This window comes from Streptomyces sp. NPDC088730 (genome assembly GCF_044751215.1).
Classification (GTDB): Bacteria; Actinomycetota; Actinomycetes; order Streptomycetales; family Streptomycetaceae; genus Streptomyces.
The window spans coordinates 1-17209 of record NZ_JBIVLK010000023.1; the positions used below are offsets into that span (position 1 = coordinate 1).

A 17209-nucleotide genomic window follows, 5' to 3' on the forward strand; every position below is an offset into this window, starting at 1 on the left:
TTCGTGTCCGATTCCCGGTCGAAGCGGGCCTCGCATTTTCGCTTTCCAGTTCTTCGCTTTCGCGTTTCCCTTTCCGGCGAGTCCGACTCTATCAGGCCTTTCCCGTCCGATTGACCAGCCTCAAGCAGGCATGCCGGTGCCGAATTCGGGTTAGGGTTTGGGCTTAATAGTCGCCGCCGACCCCCGACTCAATGTCGCGTTGGGGTCAGGCAGGAGTACGACAGTACAGGTTGCCGGGAGACGAGGCAAATCGTTTCCGGTGCACCCCTAGGTCCTCGAACCGCCAGGACTCAGGCGGAACCGGGACTTCATATGACTTACTCTGCTGAGCAGTACGCCGCCCTTCTACCAGCCGTGGCGGCCACCACTGAAGCTCCACTCTGGGAGGCACCCATGACCACTGTGACGTCCCCTCTTGCCGGACGTGCCATCGGGCTCGCCGCGGTACCCGACCCGGTCTTCTCCGGCGCGATGGTCGGTCCCGGTACCGCCATCGACCCGGTACGCGAGCCGTCGGAGGCCGTGTCGCCGGTCGACGGAATCGTCGTCTCCCTGCACCCGCACGCGTTCGTCGTCGTGGACAGCGAGGGACACGGCGTCCTCACCCACCTCGGCATCGACACCGTCCAGCTGAACGGTGAGGGCTTCGAGCTCCTGGTGAACAAGGGTGACACCGTGACTCGCGGCCAGAGCATCGTGCGCTGGGACCCTGCGGCCGTCGAGACAGCTGGCAAGTCGCCCATCTGCCCCGTCGTGGCACTGGAGGCGACTCCCGACTCGCTCTCCTCCGTCGTCGAGGACGGCGACGTGAAGGTCGGCGACGCACTGTTCGGCTGGCAGTAACACGTTCGGCGCAGTGACAGCCGACGGGACAACCACCGCGGAGGCATCGGCCGCCGCACAATCGGAGACAGGTGAAATGGAGACAACGCTGCGGGGCGTAGGCGTGAGCCACGGTGTGGCGATCGGCGAGGTAAGGCACATGGGCACGGCAGTGCTCGAACCGCCGGCCAAGCAGATCCCGGCCGAAGAGGCGGAGCGCGAGCAGGGACGGGCGCGGCAGGCCGTGGAGGCGGTGGCGGCCGACCTCGTCGCCCGCGGCAACCTGGCCGGTGGCGAGGCTCAGCACGTGCTGGAGGCCCAGGCCATGATGGCCCAGGACCCCGAGCTCATGGCCGATGTCGACCGGCGTATCGCCGTCGGCAGCACCGCCGAGCGCGGCGTGTACGACGCGTTCGCCTCCTACCGCGCGCTGCTGGCCGGTGCCGGGGAGTACCTGGCGGGCCGGGTCGCCGACCTCGACGATGTGCGCAACCGGATCGTGGCCCGGCTGCTCGGTGTGCCGATGCCGGGCGTGCCGGACAGCGACGAGCCGTATGTGCTGATCGCGCGGGACCTGGCTCCTGCCGACACGGCGCTCCTCGACCCGGCCCTGGTGCTCGGTTTCGTCACCGAGGAGGGCGGGCCGACCAGCCACAGCGCCATCCTGGCGCGGGCACTCGGTGTGCCCGCCGTCGTGGCACTCCCCGGCGCCGGCGAGCTTGCCGAGGGCACCGTCATCGCGGTGGACGGCAGCACCGGCGAGATCTTCGTCGAGCCGAGCGAGGAGAAGCGCTCGGAGATGGAGGGCGCCGCCGCCGCCCGGAAGGCCGCTCTCTCCAAGTCGACCGGTCCCGGTGCGACGTCCGACGGCCACAAGGTGCCGCTGCTCGCCAACGTCGGCGGGCCCGGCGATGTACCGGCGGCCATCGAGGCGGGCGCCGAAGGTGTGGGCCTGTTCCGCACCGAGTTCCTCTTCCTCGACGACAGCAAGCAGGCACCGTCGGAGGAGAAGCAGGTCGCGGCCTACCGCGCGGTGCTTGAGGCGTTCCCCGAGGGGCGTGTCGTGGTGCGGGTACTGGACGCCGGGGCGGACAAGCCGCTGGACTTCCTGACTCCGGCGGACGAGCCGAACCCCGCACTGGGTGTGCGCGGGCTGCGCAGTCTGCTGGACCACCCCGATGTGCTGCGGACCCAGCTGACCGCGCTGTCCAAGGCCGCCGAGGGACTGCCCGTCTACCTTGAGGTCATGGCACCGATGGTCGCGGACCGTGCGGACGCCAAGGCGTTCGCCGACGCGTGCCGCGCGGCCGGGCTGAACGCGAAGTTCGGCGCGATGGTCGAGATTCCGTCGGCCGCACTGCGGGCCCGTTCGGTGCTTCAGGAGGTGGAGTTCCTGTCGCTGGGCACCAACGACCTGGCGCAGTACACCTTCGCGGCGGACCGTCAGGTGGGTGCGGTGTCCCGGCTGCAGGATCCGTGGCAGCCCGCGCTGCTGGATCTGGTGGCGATGTCCGCCGACGCGGCCAAGGCCGAGGGCAAGAGCTGTGGGGTGTGTGGTGAGGCCGCCGCCGATCCGCTGCTCGCCTGCGTTCTGACCGGCCTGGGGGTGACGTCGCTCTCGATGGGCGCCGCGTCCATTCCCTATGTGCGCACCACGCTGGCGAAGTACACGTTCGCGCAGTGCGAGCGGGCGGCTTCCGCAGCGCGTGCGGCTGACTCCGCCGAGGAGGCGCGGGTCGCCGCGCAGGCGGTGCTTTCGGGCGAGTAGGACCGCGGCGCCCGGACGGTCCGGACGATGAGGGGAAGGGGCTTCCCGCCGATGTGGCGGGGAGCCCCTTCGGCCTGTCAGTGGTGGGACTCCGGTTCGTCGGCGCCGATGTCGAATCCGGCGCAGTACTCCACGCCGGATTCCGGGGAGACCGGCTCCCCGGTGTCGGCATCGGTGCAGTAGGCGCTGAAGACCTCGCCCGCGGTGAGCGGGACGAGGCAGCCCCGGGTCAGCCGCCAGCCGTGGACCCGGTCCGGGGTGCCGGGTGCGCTCGTCCGCAGGACGACTCCCCCGCGGCGTTCGAGGGCGATACCGACGGCGAGCACGGTCACGAACTCGGCTCCTTCCGCCGAGTCGAGGCGGGCCGCCGGTCCCGCCTCGCACTCCGTGTGCAGCGCAGCGAGCAGCTGATCGTTCTCCGTCGGGGTGCTGCAGACCAGGTGGTGGGTACCGGGGCCCGCCGACTCCAGGGTGCGCAGCAGGAGATGGGACGCCCGGTCGAACGCGGCGCGGCCGATGTCCTGGCCGCAGTCGGCGCACTCCCCCAGGCCGGCCAGGAGCATCGTCGCGTACTCCCAGGTGGCCCGGCGGACCGACCGGTCGACGAGGAGCGGGATCAGGCTGCCGAGTGGCTGCCCCGTGTAGGCGACGGTGGCTCCGATGGCCGCGATCTCCGCGGTGAAGCGGCTCCGGCTGGCCGGGGAGTCGGGTGTGATGCCCGATTCGGCACAGAACTCGGCGTACTCCTCCGGGTCGAAGAGGGCGACCGTTGTGTGCACGCCCTGCGCGGCGAGGGCTTTGAGCAGGCCCTCCACCTGCTGGAGGTAGACGGAGTGGTCGTCGAAGGTGAAGGTGCGGTAGCGCCGCATCGCCGCGAAGTCCTGTTCATCGGTCAGGAGGCCGATGGTGCTCGGTGCTTCGCGGCGCAGCGAGCGTCGCATCGTGAGGCCGGTCCGGCCGTCGGGCGTGGTCCGCCTGTTGCCGGCCTGCTTCTTCCTGGTCTGCTTGTTGTCGGCGGGCGTGTTTCCGGTCTGCGCCATGATTCCCCCAGTGCGCTGTCGATCATTGCTCACTCAGAGTAATCACGGGCACTGACAGTGGCGTCCGTCAGCGGCGCTCGCGCGCCAGCTGCTCGTAGAAGCGGAGGAGTTCCGGATTGTCGATCGAGCCGGGGTTGACCGCCTTGGCCGGGGCCGTTCCCTGGAGCAGGCGCTTGACCGGAACCTCGATGCGCTTGCCGGTGAGGGTGTGCGGGATGGCGGGGACCTCGATGACCTCGTCCGGTACATGGCGCGGCGAGAGGTTCTCGCGGATGGTGTGCTTGATCGCGGCGCGCAGTTCGTCGTCGAGGGTGGCGCCCTCCGCGAGGTGGACGAAGAGCGGCATCCAGTACCCGCCGTCCGGCTCCTCCAGGCCGATGACGAGCGATTCGCGGATCTGCGGGAGCCGTTCGACCGCTTCGTAGATGTCGGCGGAGCCCATGCGGACGCCCTGCCGGTTGAGGGTGGAGTCGGAGCGGCCGTGGATGACGACGGAGCCGCGCTCGGTGATCGTGATCCAGTCCCCGTGGCGCCAGACTCCGGGGTACACGTCGAAGTAGCTGTCGTGGTACCGGCTGCCGTCGGGGTCGTTCCAGAAGCGGATCGGCATGGACGGCATGGGCTGGGTGACGACGAGCTCTCCGACCTCACCGATGACCGGTTTGCCCGCCGTGTCCCAGGACTGGAGGTCCGTACCGAGGCCGGGCGCCTGGAGTTCGCCGATATGGACGGGGAGGGTGGGGACCGCTCCGGCGAAGCAGCTGCAGACGTCGGTGCCACCGCTGACCGACGCGATCCACAGGTCGTCGGCCACTTCGTCGTGGAGCCAGCGGAAGCCGTCGGGCGGGAGCGGGGAGCCGGTGGTGGCCACGCACTGGACACGGGAGAGGTCGAAGTCGCGCCCCGGGTGGATGCCGGCCTTGCGGCAGGCCATGACGTAGGCGGCGGAGGTACCGAAGAGCGTGGCGCCCGTCTGTTCGGCCACCCGCCACTGGGCGCTGACGTCCGGGTAGCCGGGGCTTCCGTCGTACAGCACGAGGGTGGTGCCGGTGAGGAGGCCGGAGACGAGGAAGTTCCACATCATCCAGCCGGTGGAGGTGTACCAGAAGAAGCGGTCCTCCGGGCCGAGGTCGCAGTGCAGGCCGATCTGCTTGAAGTGTTCGAGCAGGATGCCGCCCTGGGACTGGACGATGGCCTTGGGGAGGCCGGTGGTGCCGGAGGAGTAGAGAACCCACAGCGGGTGGTCGAAGGGGACCTGCTCGAAGACGGGTTCGGTGTCCGCGACGGTGAGGGCGGACCATTCGAGGGCGCCGTCCGGCGCTTCGGTGCCCAGCAGCGGGATGTGGACGACCGCGCGCAGGGTGGGGAGTTCGCGGCGCAGCTCCGCGACGGTGTCGGCGCGGTGGTGTTCCTTGCCGCCGTAGCGGTAGCCGTCGACGGTGAACAGGACGACGGGTTCGACCTGCTGGAAGCGGTCGAGGACGCTGCGGGCGCCGAAGTCGGGGGCGCAGGAGGTCCAGACGGCTCCGACGGCCGCAGTGGCGAGGAAGGCGACGACCGCCTCCGGGATGTTGGGGAGGTAGCCGCTGACGCGGTCGCCCCGGTTGACGCCGAGTGCGCGGAGTTCGGCGGCGAGGGAGCCGACCCGGCGCCGGAGCTCGGACCAGGAGGTGGGGGTCTGGGTGTGGGTCTCGTCGACGTGGAGCAGCGCGGGCGCTTCGGCGCGCAGGGGGTCCTCCGCGGCGCGCAGCGCGTGTTCGGCGTAGTTGAGGGTGGCGCCGGGGAACCACTGGGCGCCGGGCATGGCGCGGTCGCCGATGACGGTCTCGTACGGGGTGGAGAACCGTACGCCGAACCATTCGGCGACGGCCTGCCAGAAGGTGTCCAGTTCGTCGACCGACCAGCGGTGCAGCGCTGGGTATCCGCCGCCGGCCGGTGCTCCGTGGCGCTCGGCCGCCCAGTTCTGGAAGCGGGTGACGGCCGCGGTCGCGACGCGGTCCGGGCCGGGCTGCCAGAGGGGGGCTTCGTCGGCTGCTGAGGTCATGGGTCGGCTCCTGGCTGTACGGGTACGCGGTTCGGCGTGGTCGCGCGCACGTGCTGGGGTGTGCGCGTGAGGCGGCTTTCACGGACGATGCCATGTGATCGTCCTTCGCACCAGGGCCGCCCTCCCGTGATCGCGTGTCCGGTCATGCGGTCCGGGCACGCTTCGCCGTGCCGGGCCGTGCACCGGTCCGTGAGTGAACGGAAGTTGAACAGAACCCGCTGCCGCCGCGCCGGATGGCAGGGTGTGCCGCATGAACGGTCGTGACCTGGTGCGCTCGGTGAAGTCGGTGGGTTCGAAGCAGGGACTGCGGGCGCTGCGCTCGGCGTGGCGGCGCTCACGGCTGGACGCGCGGGCGCTGCCGTCGCGCGGGCCGGAGCGGGCGCGGGTGCCGGGGCTCGTGGTGGGGGCGGAGCCGGGGCCGGGCGGGGGCCTGGTGCGGTTCGCGCGGTCGGAGCTGCGTGTCCGGGTCGCGGTCGGGGGCTCGGTCTTCTGGGGGTGGGACGGGGCGGAGCCGCTGCCCTCCTACGCGCTGCCGGGGCCGGCCCCGGACGCCGATCCGCGGGCTGTGCTGGAGCCGGACAAGGACGGCGGGTGGCAGGTGGTGTCGGAGCGGCTGACCGTCGCGGTGTCCCGGCACGGGGCGGTGGAGCTGCGGACCCCCGGTGGCGTGGTGCTCCGTCGTGAGCTGCCGCCCCGGTGGTGGGAGCCGGTGGCGGGCGGGTCCGCGCGGTGGGTGCAGCGGTCCGAGGTTCCGGCGGACGCGCGGTTCTTCGGGCTCGGCGGACGGGCGGCCGGTCCGCGGCTGAGGGACGGCGAGTACGGCTTGTGGAACACCGATCCGGGCGGCCGGTTCGGGCCCGGCGACGATCCGCTGTACGTGACGATGCCGGTTCAGCTGGTGGTCTCCGACGCGGGGACGCACCTGGCGTTCCACGACAACTCCTGGGCGGGGCGGGTGACGCTGCGCGAGGGCGAGGAGGGCGCCGGTTCCGGCCATGACCGTCCCGGCATGTCGGAGGTGCGGATGGAGGGCGGGCCGCTGCGCTGCTGGGTGGTGGCGGGCACGCCGGCCCGGGTGCTGCAGGGCTGGACGGCCCTGACGGGGGCTCCCGCGCTGCCGCCGTCCTGGGCGCTGGGCCCGCAGCACGCCCGCTGGGGTTTCGGGAGCGGCCGGGAGGTGCGGCGGATCGTGTCGGGGTACCGGGAGCGCGGGCTGCCGCTGTCCGTGCTGCATCTGGACATCGACCACTACGACGGGCACCGGGTGTTCACGGTGGACCAGGAGCGGTTCCCGGATCTGCCGGGGCTGGCCGAGGAGTTGCGCGCGGACGGGGTGCGGCTGGTGTCGATCGTGGACCCGGCGGTGCCCGCCGCACCGGGTGACGCGGTGTTCGACGCGGGCCGGGCGGTGGGTGACTCGGGCGCGTTCGTACGGGACGCCGGTGGGCGGATCGTGCGGGGCGAGGTGTGGCCGGGTGAGTGCGTGTATCCGGACTTCACCGATCCGCGGGTGCGCGAGTGGTGGGGCGGTCTGTACGCGGAGCGGCTGGCGCGGGGGTTCTCCGGTGTCTGGCACGACATGAACGAGCCGGTGTCGTTCGCGGCGTTCGGTGACCCGACGCTGCCGCGTTCGGCGCGGCACGCGCTGGAGGGCCGCGGCGGTGACCACCGTGAGGCGCACAACGTGTACGGCCTGGCGATGGCGCGTGCCGGGTACGAGGGGCTCGCCCGGCTGCGTCCGGACGAGCGGCCGTTCCTGTTCTCGCGTTCCGGCTGGGCGGGGATGCAGCGGTACGGGGGCACCTGGTCCGGTGATGTGTCGACGGGCTGGCCGGGGTTGCGGGCCTCGCTGTCGCTGGTGCTGGGTCTCGGGCTGTGCGGGGTGCCGTACTCGGGCCCGGACATCGGCGGTTTCGACGGGTCGCCGTCGCCGGAGTTGTATCTGCGGTGGTTCCAGCTGGGTGCGTATCTGCCGCTGTTCCGTACGCACGCGGCGATCGGTGCGGGGCGCAGGGAGCCGTGGGAGTTCGGGCCGCGGGTGCTCGAAGCGGCGCGGGAGGTGCTGGTGGAGCGGGAGCGGCTGCGTCCGTACTGGGTGACGCTGGCCCGGCTGGCCCGGCTGACGGGTGCGCCGTACGCGCGTCCGGTGTGGTGGGGCTCCCCCGGCGACCGGGCGCTGCGGGAGTGCGAGGACGCGTTCCTGCTGGGGGACGCGCTGCTGGTGGCGCCGGTGCTGGTGCCGGGGGCGGGTGAGCGGGCGGTGCGGCTGCCGCCGGGGCGCTGGTACGACACGGTGAGCGGCGCGGTGCACGAGGGGCCGGGTCAGGTGGTGGTCGAGGCGCCGTTGTCGCGGGTGCCGGTGCTGGCACGGGCCGGTTCCGTGATTCCGGTGCGGGGTGCGGACGGCGGGCTGGAGCTGGAGGTGTGGGCTCCGGTGGAGGGGCGCGGCGGTGGCGGCTCGGTGGTCCGTGATCCGGGGGACGGCTGGGAGGAGGCGGTGGTCGAGCGGTACACGAGCCGGCTGGTGGGCGGGCGGGTCGTGGTGGAGCGGGACGGTGGGGAGGGGCTGGTGGACTGCCCGGTGCGGGTGCGGGGGCTCTGAGCGGGCTCAGCGGTACCGGCCGGCGAACCAGGAACGGACGGCCTCCGTATGGAGGGGGAAGGCGAGTTCTTCCGGGGCGCGCAGGAGGTCGTATCCGGAGGTCTCGTCGGTGGGTGCGGACGCGGGAAGGGCGGCGGCCGGACGCGTCGGGAGCAGGCCGAACAGGAGCAGGTGACCGTCCGGTGAGCTGAGTGCGTCGGCCAGCCGGACGTCGTCACGGTGGGCCTCGATACCGGTCTCCTCGCGGAGTTCGCGGACGACCGCGCCCTTCCAGTCCTCGGCGTGGTCGATGAAGCCGCCGGGGAGGGCGCGTCCGCCGAGGCAGGGTTCGATGGTGCGGGTGATGACGAGCAGTCCGGTGCCGTCCGCGTCGGTGGCGGGGAGCAGCGCGACGGCGACCGGAAGGGGGTTGCGGTAGGCGGTGGCGCCGCACACCGTGCAGGTGCGGGGCCAGGCGTCCGGGGACGCGAGGGCGGTGTACGGGGCTCCGCAGCTGCCGCAGTGGGAGTCCTTCACGGGCTTCGCGGGCTGGTCGGGGTTGTTCGTCGTCGCGGACACGCGCGGACTGTATCCGATCTCCTGACCGGCACGGCCGGACTGTTGGACGATGTGCTCATGACAGGTCTTGCTTCCGCTTTCCGTGTCCTGGCAGCCGCTGCCGCCACCCTGCTCGCCGTCACCGCCGCCGCCCCGGTGGCGCAGGCGAAGCCCGAGCCGAAAGCTCCCGCGGAGTTCGTCTCGCTGCGCGCGGTCGATCCCACGATCATCCAGGAGATGCGTTACCCGACCGGGCACGACTTCATGGGCGAGCCGGTGGACGGCTACCGCGAGCCCCTCTGCGTCCTGACCCGGCCCGCCGCGCGGGCGCTGCACCGGGCCCAGCTCCGGCTGCTGCGCCAGGGCTACTCGCTGAAGGTGTACGACTGCTACCGGCCCCAGCGGGCCGTCGACCACTTCGTACGGTGGGCGAAGGATCTGGACGACGAGACCATGAAGGGCGAGTTCTACCCGCGGGTCGACAAGACCCGGCTGTTCGCCGACGGTTACATCGCGGAGAAGTCCGGACACAGCCGCGGCAGCACCGTGGACCTGACGCTGGTGAGGCTGCCGGCCCGGCCCACCGCGCCGTACCGGCCGGGCCAGCCGCTGGTGCCCTGCTACGCGCCGCGGTCCGAGCGCTTTCCGGACAACTCGGTCGACATGGGCACCGGATTCGACTGCTTCGACACGCTCTCGCACACGGACGACCCGCGGATCCAGGGGGTTCAGCGCGCCAACCGGCAGTTCCTCAAGAAGACGCTCACCGACGCCGGGTTCGTCAATCTGGCCGAGGAATGGTGGCACTACACCTTCACGCCCGAGCTGTTCCCGGACACCTACTTCGACTTCCCGGTGGCCCGGCGGTCCGTCGCCGGCCACTGAGACCGGGAGGGATGAGCGGGCGACTGGGACCACCCCCGTGGGTTCCAGCCGCCCGTTCTTCCTCTCGGACGCGAACCGGCCTTATCCGGTTGCCGTGCCAGCCACTACCGTGCCCCTATGTCACAGCAGACGTTCGATTCGTACGAGGAATTCTGGCCCTATTACGTCGCGATGCACTCCAGGGCCGCGACCCGCTGGGTCCATCTGACCGGCACCCTGACCGGTCTCGCGATCACCGCCTACGGACTGGCGCGCGGCCGCAAACGGTACGCGGCGGCCCTGCCGCTGATCGGGTACGGGACCGCCTGGCCCGCCCATTTCCTGATCGAGAAGAACAACCCGGCCTCCTTCGGGCATCCGGCCTGGTCGTTGCGCGGGGACGTGCAGATGATCCGGATGATGCTGGCCGGCCGGGACCGGGAGCTCGCGGAGACCGCCGCCAAGTGGCTCGCCGACGGCAGCTGACCGTGGCACACTTCTGACGTTCCGTCAGATCCAGTGCTGGGGAGGGCCTTTGCCGCGCAAACGCATACCCGTGGTGGCCGGGTGGTTCACCGAGGACGGCGCAGAGGAGGAATTCCGGCTGCTGGGCACCCGCTGCCCGCTCTGCTCGTCGGTCTTCTTCCCCCGCCAGGACGGCTTCTGCCGCAATCCGCGCTGTACGGGCGGCGAGCCGGTCGAGGTCCCGCTGTCCCGGCGCGGCACGGTCTGGTCGTACACCGACGGCCGCTACCGGCCCCCGCCGCCCTACCTCTCCGACCCGGACGTGCCCTGGGAGCCCCGCACGCTGGTGGCCGTGGAGCTCGCCGCCGAGCGGATGGTGGTGCTCGGGCAGGCCGCGCCGGGGGTCGGTGTCGCGGATCTCGCGGTCGGGATGACGGTCGAGGTCGTACCGGGGGTGCTGGGTCCGGATTCCGGCACCGGCGGGGACGACGACGGCACGGAGTGGACGACCTGGCACTGGCGGCCGGTGCGCACCGGCCCGGGGGACGGTGCGCGATGAGCGGGGACGTGGCCGTCCTCGGGGCCGGGATGCATCCCTGGGGCAAGTGGGGGCGGAGCTTCGTCGAATACGGCAGGGCGGCGGCCCGCGCGGCTCTCGCGGACGCGGGCGTCGACTGGCCGGACGTGCAGTCCGTGGTCGGCGCGGACACCGTGCGCGGCGGCTATCCGGGATACGTGGCCGGGGCGACGTTCGCACAGGCGCTGGGCTGGCAGGGCGCCCGGGTCACCAGTGTGTACGCGGCCTGCGCCTCGGGCGCCCAGGCGGTGAACACCGCCAGGGCGCAGATCCTGGCCGGGATGGCCGATGTGGTGCTGGTGGTGGGGGCGGACGCGGCGCCCAAGGGGTTCTTCGCCCCGGCGGGCGGCGACCGGCCCGACGATCCGGACTGGCTGCGGTTCCGGGTGCTCGGCGCCACGAACCCCGCGTACTTCGCCCTGTACGCCCGGCGCCGGATGGCGGTGCACGGGGACACCCCTGAGGACTTCGCGCAGGTCAAGGTGAAGAACGCGGCGGCCGGCGCGCTGAACCGCAACGCCCGCTACCGGGCGCCCGTGACCGCCGAGCAGGTCGCGGCGTCCGGAGTGGTCGCCGATCCGCTGCGGCTGCTCGACATCTGCGCCACCTCCGACGGGGCGGCGGCGCTCGTGCTGTCCAGCATGGAGTTCGCCCGGCGGCACGGGGCCGCGGAACCGGTCCGTATCCGTGCCGTTTCGACCGTGACGCCGACGTACCCGAAGGCGGTGCTCGATCTCCCGGACATCGCCACGGATTCGGCGGTCGCCGTGGAGCCCTCGGCGGAGGGGTTCCGTGCCTCGATCGCACGTGCGGCGTACGAGGAGGCCGGCATCGGGCCCTCCGACCTCTCCCTGGCCGAGGTGTACGACCTGTCCACCGCGCTGGAGCTGGAGTGGTACGAGGACATCGGGCTGTGCCCGCCCGGTGAGGGCGCGGCGCTCCTGCGTACGGGGGCGACGGCGCTCGGCGGGAGTATCCCGGTGAACCCGAGCGGCGGTCTGGCGTCCTTCGGGGAGGCCGTGCCCGCGCAGGCGATCGCCCAGGTCTGCGAGCTGACCTGGCAGTTGCGCGGTACGGCGGGAGACCGCCAGGTCCCGGGGGCGCGGGCCGGGATCACCGCGAACCAGGGTCTGTTCGGCCACGGCTCCGCGGTCGTCGCGGTGCGCTGACGGGCCCGGACGCACGGCGCGCGGCACGTACCCCCTGCCGGCGGGGGTACGTGCCGCGTTCCGCTGCCGGCGAGGGGCCCGTTACGTGGTGGCCGGTTCGCGGGGGGCGTCGACACGGGCCAGCGCGTGTTCGACGACGGCCACCAGCACGTCTCGGACGGACGAACGGTCCCGCGCGTCGCACTGGAGCAGCGGTACCCCCGGATCAAGGTCGAGCGCCGCCCGCACCGTCTCCGCGGGGAACCGGTCTGCCCCCTCGAAGCAGTTGACGGCGACGGCGAAGGGGATCTTCCGGCGTTCGAAGTAGTCGACCGCCGCGAAGGAGTCCTCCAGGCGCCGGGTGTCCGCGAGGACGACCGCGCCCAGCGCGCCCTGGGCGAGTTCGTCCCAGAGGAACCAGAAGCGGTCCTGACCCGGGGTGCCGAAGAGGTACAGCACCAGGTCCTCGCGGAGCGTGATCCGGCCGAAGTCCATCGCCACCGTCGTGGTGGTCTTCGCCTCGACCCCCGCCAGGTCGTCCACCGGGCGTCCCGCCTCGGTCAGCCTCTCCTCCGTACGCAGCGGCCTGATCTCACTGACCGCTCCCACCATGGTCGTCTTGCCCACTCCGAAGCCGCCCGCCACCAGGATTTTCAGGGTAACGGGCTCCACGGGCCGCCTGCTGCGGCTAGAGCGCCCGAAGGCCATTGATCACCTCGCGAAGAATGTTCACGTCCGGCAGCTCGGCCGGCGGAACGGGACGGGTCACATGCACCAGCTCGTCCTCGACGAGATCACCGACCAGGACCCGGACCACCCCGACGGGGAGGTCGAGACCGGCCGCGAGCTCGGCGATCGACTGGGGCATGCCGCTGCACAGTTCGACGATCTCCACGTGTTCCGGGGAGAGCATCTGGTCCCGGCCGGGATCGTCGGCCGCGGGTTCGGGGACGACAATCGCGATCAGGTCGAGACGATGACGGGACGCGCTGCTGGTACGTCCCCGCGTCATCGCGTACGGACGGACGACCGGACCCGCCTCGGCGTCGTACCAGCGCGAGGACTGCGGACCGCCGGGGGCGGCCGGGGAACGGGACGGGTCCGCGCTCATGCCATCCACTCACCCTCCAGAGGTCAGACCGGTCGTCCGTGGGGAGTTGGCCAGGTGGGCGCCGACACGCTTGACCATCAGCGTCATCTCGTACGCCACCTGTCCGACGTCCGAGTCGGAGTCCGCGAGCACCGCCAGACAGCTGCCGTCGCCGGCCGCCGTGACGAACAGGAACGCCTCGTCGAGTTCGACCACGGTCTGACGGACCCGGCCGGCGTCGAAGTGCCGCCCGACCCCCTTGGCGAGGCTGTGGAAGCCGGAGGCCACGGCCGCCAGGTGTTCGCCGTCCTCCCTGGTCAGGTCCTTGGACGCGCCGGTGGGAAGTCCGTCGCTGGAGAGCACCAGCGCCTTGCGGATACTGGCGACCCGTTCGACGAGTTCGTCGAGGAGCCAGTTGAGTTCGCCGGACCCCTGGGGTGCTGAGTTGAGTGCTGCGGCGTTCGGTGCGGTCATGGACCGTCCCCTCCCGGAGTGGTTCCTTGTGCTGTGTCGCCGGGGCCGGTCACGTCCTCGGCGTTCTGCCGGCGTCCGCGCTGCCAGCCGCGCTGGAGCGACGCCATGCGGCTGCGTACCTCATCTGCGTCGCGCTCGATGTCCTCCACGCTCTCCACCGGGTCCGGCTCGGCCGGGCGCCCCACGGATCCCTCGCGGAGCTGCGGGGCGAGGCTGGCCTGGCGGACCCTGCGGGGCAGCCCGCCGACCGTCCCGGCACCGGGCCCGGCGGTCCGGGCGGCCGCCGGAGGCGTGGCGCGCTCGGTGCGGGGGCGGAAGCCGTTGTTCAGCCGGGTCCCCGCGGACCGGACGGGCCCGGACGCCGGGCGCGCGGTGGCCTCCGGGTCGGTGGCCGTGGGGTGGGCCCGGCCCGCCTCGTCGATCCGGCGGCCCCGGTCGGTGACCAGGGTCGGCGGTTTGCGGCGGGGCAGCGGCCTGACGCCGTCCGGGCGCAGCTCCCGTACCCCGTCGGGGTCCGTGATCGGGTCGGCGGCCTGCTGGTGCTGGTCGCGGTCCCCGTCGCGCCGGAGCTCGCGGGCCCGGAAGATGCCGCCGCGCTCGCTCTCGGTGTCCTCCAGGTCGGACACCCCGTCGAGCAGCGGGTCGAGCCCGGGTCCCGCGACGGCTTCGAGCACCGGGTCGCGGCTGAAGTCGATCGGGCCGAGCGGGCCTTCGAGCTCGACCGGCCCGTCCAGCGGCCCCGGGCCCGCCATTCCGGTGGGTACCGGTGAGAGGCCGCCGGTCCTGCCTCCCCTGGGGCGGTCGCCGTCGGGGCGGTCGAACGCGTCGCGGTTCTCGCCGGCGCCCGTGCCACGTCCGGGGCCGCTGCCCGCCGTGTCGGAGCCCGGCCTGCTGCTGGAGATCGCCTTCTCGGACCTGCGGTCGAGGCGGAATCCGGTGCCGTGCGCCTCCGGCGCGTCGGTGAGCAGCGCGGCCGGGATGAAGACGACCGCGGTGGTACCGCCGTAGGGGGAGGTCTGGAGGGAGACGCGGACGTTCTGCCGCTGGGCCAGCCGGCTGACCACGAAGAGGCCGAGCCGGTCGGTGTCGGACAGCTCGAACTCGGGCGTCTCCGCGAGCCGGAGGTTGGCGTCCAGGAGGAGCTCGGGGGGCATGCCGAGTCCTCGGTCGTGGATTTCGAGGGTGAAGCCGTTGGCGACGCGCTCACCGTGCACCTGGACCGCCGTGTGCGGGGGCGAGAACACCGTGGCGTTCTCCAGGAGCTCGGCGATCAGGTGGGTGAGGTCGGCGACGGCCGGCCCGCCCACTCCGATCCTGGGCAGCCTGCGGACCTCGATCCGTTCGTAGTCCTCCACCTCCGCGACCGCGGCGCGCACCACGTCCATCAGCTGGATGGGCTTGCGCCACTGCCGTGAGGGTGCGGCTCCCGACAGGATCACCAGACCCTCTGCGTGGCGCCGCATACGCGTGGTGAGGTGGTCGAGGCGGAACAGGTCCGCGAGTTCCTCGGTGTTCTCGGTGCGGCGCTCCATCGTGTCCAGGAGCGTCAGCTGACGGTGCAGGAGCACCTGGTTGCGGCGGGCGAGGTTGACGAAGACCTCGGACACGCCGCGGCGCATGTCCGCCTGCCGGACGGCGGCCTCGACGGCGGCGCGCTGGAGGATGTTGAGCGCCTGCCCGACCTGGCCGATCTCGTCACGTTCGTAGTTGAGGTGCGGGGACTCGGTCTCGACGTCGATGTGCTCGCCCGCGGCGAGGCGGCGCATCACACTCGGCAGCCGCACTCCGGAGACCTCGTGGGCGTCCTTGCGCAGCCGGGAGAGGTCGCGGACGAGTTCTCGGCCGATGCGCACGGAGACGAAGACCGAGACGAGCAGGGCCAGGAATCCCAGGACCCCGGCGATGCCCGCCTTGACCAGGACGCCGTAGCCCTCCGGCCTTCCTCGGTCCTGGAAGCGGTTGTTCATCTCGGTCGAGTCGTTGGCCAGCCGGTCCAGGACCGGCGGGGCCACCTCCTGCCAGCGGGCGGCGTCCATCTCACGTGGATCGTGGGTGGGCCCCTGGGCGATGAGCTTGTCCTCCGCGGCGCGCAGGGGCTCGCTGTCCGGGCTCGCCCAGTACTGCTCGACGCGGCGGCGCTCGGAGGCGGGGAGGGCGTCGAGGTTGATCTCGTACAGCAGCCCGCGCTTGGCGATGAGGTCGGATATCTGACGGAGTTCGGGGGCCGTCAGCCGTCCGGCGAGGAGCCCCGAGGCCGCGAGCGCGTCTTCCTGGGAGAGCATTTCCCGGGCCCGCGAGATTCCGGCCAGGGCACGTACCTGCTTGTCCATCGACACGTTCTCCATGACGTGGAGGCCGGTCAGGAAGCGGTAGCAGGGGTCGATGAGGCCGTTGTAGTACTCCATCGCCTTGGCCCGGCTGATGGTGCGCCTGTCGACGGAGTCACGGAGCGACCGCAGCCCCTCCACGGCGCCCAGGATCGAGCTGAGCTGGGTCTCGGCCTCGGGGCGCAGCGCGTCGCGGATGTCCTTCTGCCGTGCGCTGCTGTTGACCTGGTCCACGACCCGGTCGGTGGCGGCGCGCTGGCGGCGCAGGACCGGCAGGGCGTCGGATGCGCGCGGGTCCGCGAGGTAGACGAGGGTCTGCCGGCGCTCGTTCTGGACGACCCGGACGGTGTCCTCCAGGGGGTGGCCGATCTTCTCCACCACTGTGCTCGCGCTCATCAGCTGGCCGGCCTCGCGACCGGTCAGATAGGTGGCGAAGCCCCACAGCGCGGTGAGGGAGACGAGCGGCACCAGCAGCAAGGCTGCGATCTTCCTGCGGATGGACTTCCCGCGAAAGCGCATGGCCTCCCCCAGCTCGTCCCCGCAGGGCGGTGATGGTGTTCCGTCAACAAACGGCGCGAGCCTACTACCGACGCCCAGACAACTCGAAGGCATGTCCGGGCGATTTTCGGCCGCCTTACTGGGAGTTGACCATGAGTTGTCCCGGTATTCCAGGAGATGGAATTCATGAAAGCGACAGAAGAGACCAGCCAGAGCCCCACATTCCTCCCTCTGCCAGTTGGCTGGAATTTTTCGTTCCGTGACGGTTCGGGGGAATCTTCACAGCCCGGTACTCGTCTGTCTGTACGGGGGTAGGGGGACTGCAGGGGCGTATTCGGCAGGTGAGGGCGGCCCGTCCGCGTAGAACCCGCCCATGCCGGGCAGCAACCCTGAAGTCGGACAGTGGTGGGGAGTTGAGGGTCCTTGGAGACGCAAGAGCGTCGTGGCGTGACGGAGTCGGCGCGAGGCCGGCCGGTGGTTCCGCGGCAGCAGCTCTGGGTCGAGGAGCCGGCGCTGCGGCGGCGGATGCCCGACCCGGTACGCACGGCGGCCGTACGGGCCGTTCTGATTCTGTCGCTGACGATCATCCAGGCGATGGTGGCCTTCCTGTCCACGCTGACGGGGTCCTGGCTGGCCTTCCCGATGGTACTGAGCAGCGTGGCCAGCACGGTGGCCGCGACCTGGTCGGTGCTGGATGTGTGGATCACCCGCCAGGTGTGGAACCAGCGCAACGGCGTGGTTTCGATGCCGAGCAGTTCCGCCCGGCAGCTGCGCCGCGAGCGGCGCAGGGCGAGGCGGGCCGCCCGGACCGGGCAGCGGGACGGTGCACGGATAGGCCGCCGCTCCCCGGACCGCGGCCTCTCCCGGGCCTGAGCGGGCCGGTGCGCGAGGCCGGCACGGGCGCACGGGCGGGTGACCGGTGCGGGGCGCCGTCCGGCGTCGCGCACCGGCCC

Annotated in this window: 15 protein-coding genes; 8 read left to right on the forward strand and 7 right to left on the reverse strand. The window is 71.9% G+C overall.

The genetic code is table 11. From position 1 onward, the window contains the following. Window positions 1-393: 393 nt before the first annotated feature. Window positions 394-843, forward strand: coding sequence for a PTS glucose transporter subunit IIA (locus ACIP89_RS35430; protein ID WP_401933774.1), 450 nt, complete (start codon window positions 394-396; stop codon window positions 841-843). 76 nt (window positions 844-919) lie between these two features. Beyond that, on the forward strand, window positions 920-2590 hold the full coding sequence (ptsP, locus tag ACIP89_RS35435) for a phosphoenolpyruvate--protein phosphotransferase (RefSeq protein WP_401933771.1): 1671 nt from the start codon (window positions 920-922) through the stop codon (window positions 2588-2590). 77 nt (window positions 2591-2667) lie between these two features. Here ptsP and ACIP89_RS35440 read toward each other — a convergent pair whose 3' ends face one another. Both ACIP89_RS35440 and ACIP89_RS35445 read right to left on the reverse strand, forming a co-directional pair. Then, window positions 2668-3630 (reverse strand): hypothetical protein, encoded by a 963-nt coding sequence (locus ACIP89_RS35440; protein WP_402118564.1) that lies wholly within the window; start codon window positions 3628-3630, stop codon window positions 2668-2670. A gap of 67 nt (window positions 3631-3697) precedes the next feature. Then, a complete protein-coding gene (locus ACIP89_RS35445; protein WP_402118566.1) occupies window positions 3698-5674 on the reverse strand; it encodes an acetoacetate--CoA ligase in 1977 nt (658 codons plus the stop codon). 250 nt (window positions 5675-5924) lie between these two features. Here ACIP89_RS35445 and ACIP89_RS35450 point away from each other — a divergent pair, with 250 nt between their 5' ends. After that, a complete protein-coding gene (locus ACIP89_RS35450) occupies window positions 5925-8276 on the forward strand; it encodes a glycoside hydrolase family 31 protein (protein ID WP_401933763.1) in 2352 nt (783 codons plus the stop codon). Between the two features lie 6 nt (window positions 8277-8282). On the opposite strand, the gene ACIP89_RS35455 is transcribed toward ACIP89_RS35450, so the two are convergent. Next, complete coding sequence (locus tag ACIP89_RS35455; protein WP_402118567.1) at window positions 8283-8834, reverse strand: NUDIX domain-containing protein; 552 nt, start codon at window positions 8832-8834, stop codon at window positions 8283-8285. Between the two features lie 57 nt (window positions 8835-8891). Between ACIP89_RS35455 and ACIP89_RS35460 the strand changes: the two genes are divergently transcribed. From ACIP89_RS35460 to ACIP89_RS35475, 4 genes are all read left to right on the forward strand, one after another. Then, entirely contained in the window at window positions 8892-9698 is an 807-nt protein-coding gene (locus tag ACIP89_RS35460) for a M15 family metallopeptidase (RefSeq protein WP_401933757.1), read from the forward strand. A gap of 117 nt (window positions 9699-9815) precedes the next feature. Further along, window positions 9816-10163 (forward strand): Mpo1-like protein, encoded by a 348-nt coding sequence (locus ACIP89_RS35465; protein WP_401933754.1) that lies wholly within the window; start codon window positions 9816-9818, stop codon window positions 10161-10163. A 49-nt stretch (window positions 10164-10212) separates the two neighbouring features. Next, the gene (locus ACIP89_RS35470) at window positions 10213-10701 is read left to right on the forward strand and encodes a Zn-ribbon domain-containing OB-fold protein (protein WP_401933751.1); all 489 of its coding nucleotides are present in this window, start codon (window positions 10213-10215) and stop codon (window positions 10699-10701) included. Continuing rightward, window positions 10698-11888, forward strand: coding sequence for a lipid-transfer protein (locus ACIP89_RS35475; protein ID WP_402118569.1), 1191 nt, complete (start codon window positions 10698-10700; stop codon window positions 11886-11888). Before ACIP89_RS35470 ends, ACIP89_RS35475 begins: the two co-directional genes overlap by 4 nt. Before the next feature lie 81 nt (window positions 11889-11969). Here ACIP89_RS35475 and ACIP89_RS35480 read toward each other — a convergent pair whose 3' ends face one another. From ACIP89_RS35480 to ACIP89_RS35495, 4 genes are read right to left on the reverse strand one after another with little or no spacing between them, the layout of a single operon-like run. Beyond that, a complete protein-coding gene (locus ACIP89_RS35480) occupies window positions 11970-12575 on the reverse strand; it encodes a GTP-binding protein (protein WP_401933745.1) in 606 nt (201 codons plus the stop codon). Continuing rightward, entirely contained in the window at window positions 12556-12978 is a 423-nt protein-coding gene (locus ACIP89_RS35485) for a DUF742 domain-containing protein (RefSeq protein ID WP_389220042.1), read from the reverse strand. Before ACIP89_RS35485 ends, ACIP89_RS35480 begins: the two co-directional genes overlap by 20 nt. Window positions 12979-12987: 9 nt before the next feature. Beyond that, window positions 12988-13431 (reverse strand): roadblock/LC7 domain-containing protein, encoded by a 444-nt coding sequence (locus ACIP89_RS35490; protein WP_024488818.1) that lies wholly within the window; start codon window positions 13429-13431, stop codon window positions 12988-12990. Continuing rightward, on the reverse strand, window positions 13428-16277 hold the full coding sequence (locus ACIP89_RS35495; protein WP_402118571.1) for a nitrate- and nitrite sensing domain-containing protein: 2850 nt from the start codon (window positions 16275-16277) through the stop codon (window positions 13428-13430). Before ACIP89_RS35495 ends, ACIP89_RS35490 begins: the two co-directional genes overlap by 4 nt. Window positions 16278-16781: 504 nt before the next feature. Between ACIP89_RS35495 and ACIP89_RS35500 the strand changes: the two genes are divergently transcribed. Further along, window positions 16782-17129 (forward strand): hypothetical protein, encoded by a 348-nt coding sequence (locus tag ACIP89_RS35500; RefSeq protein WP_401933777.1) that lies wholly within the window; start codon window positions 16782-16784, stop codon window positions 17127-17129. The last annotated feature ends 80 nt before the right edge of the window (window positions 17130-17209 follow it).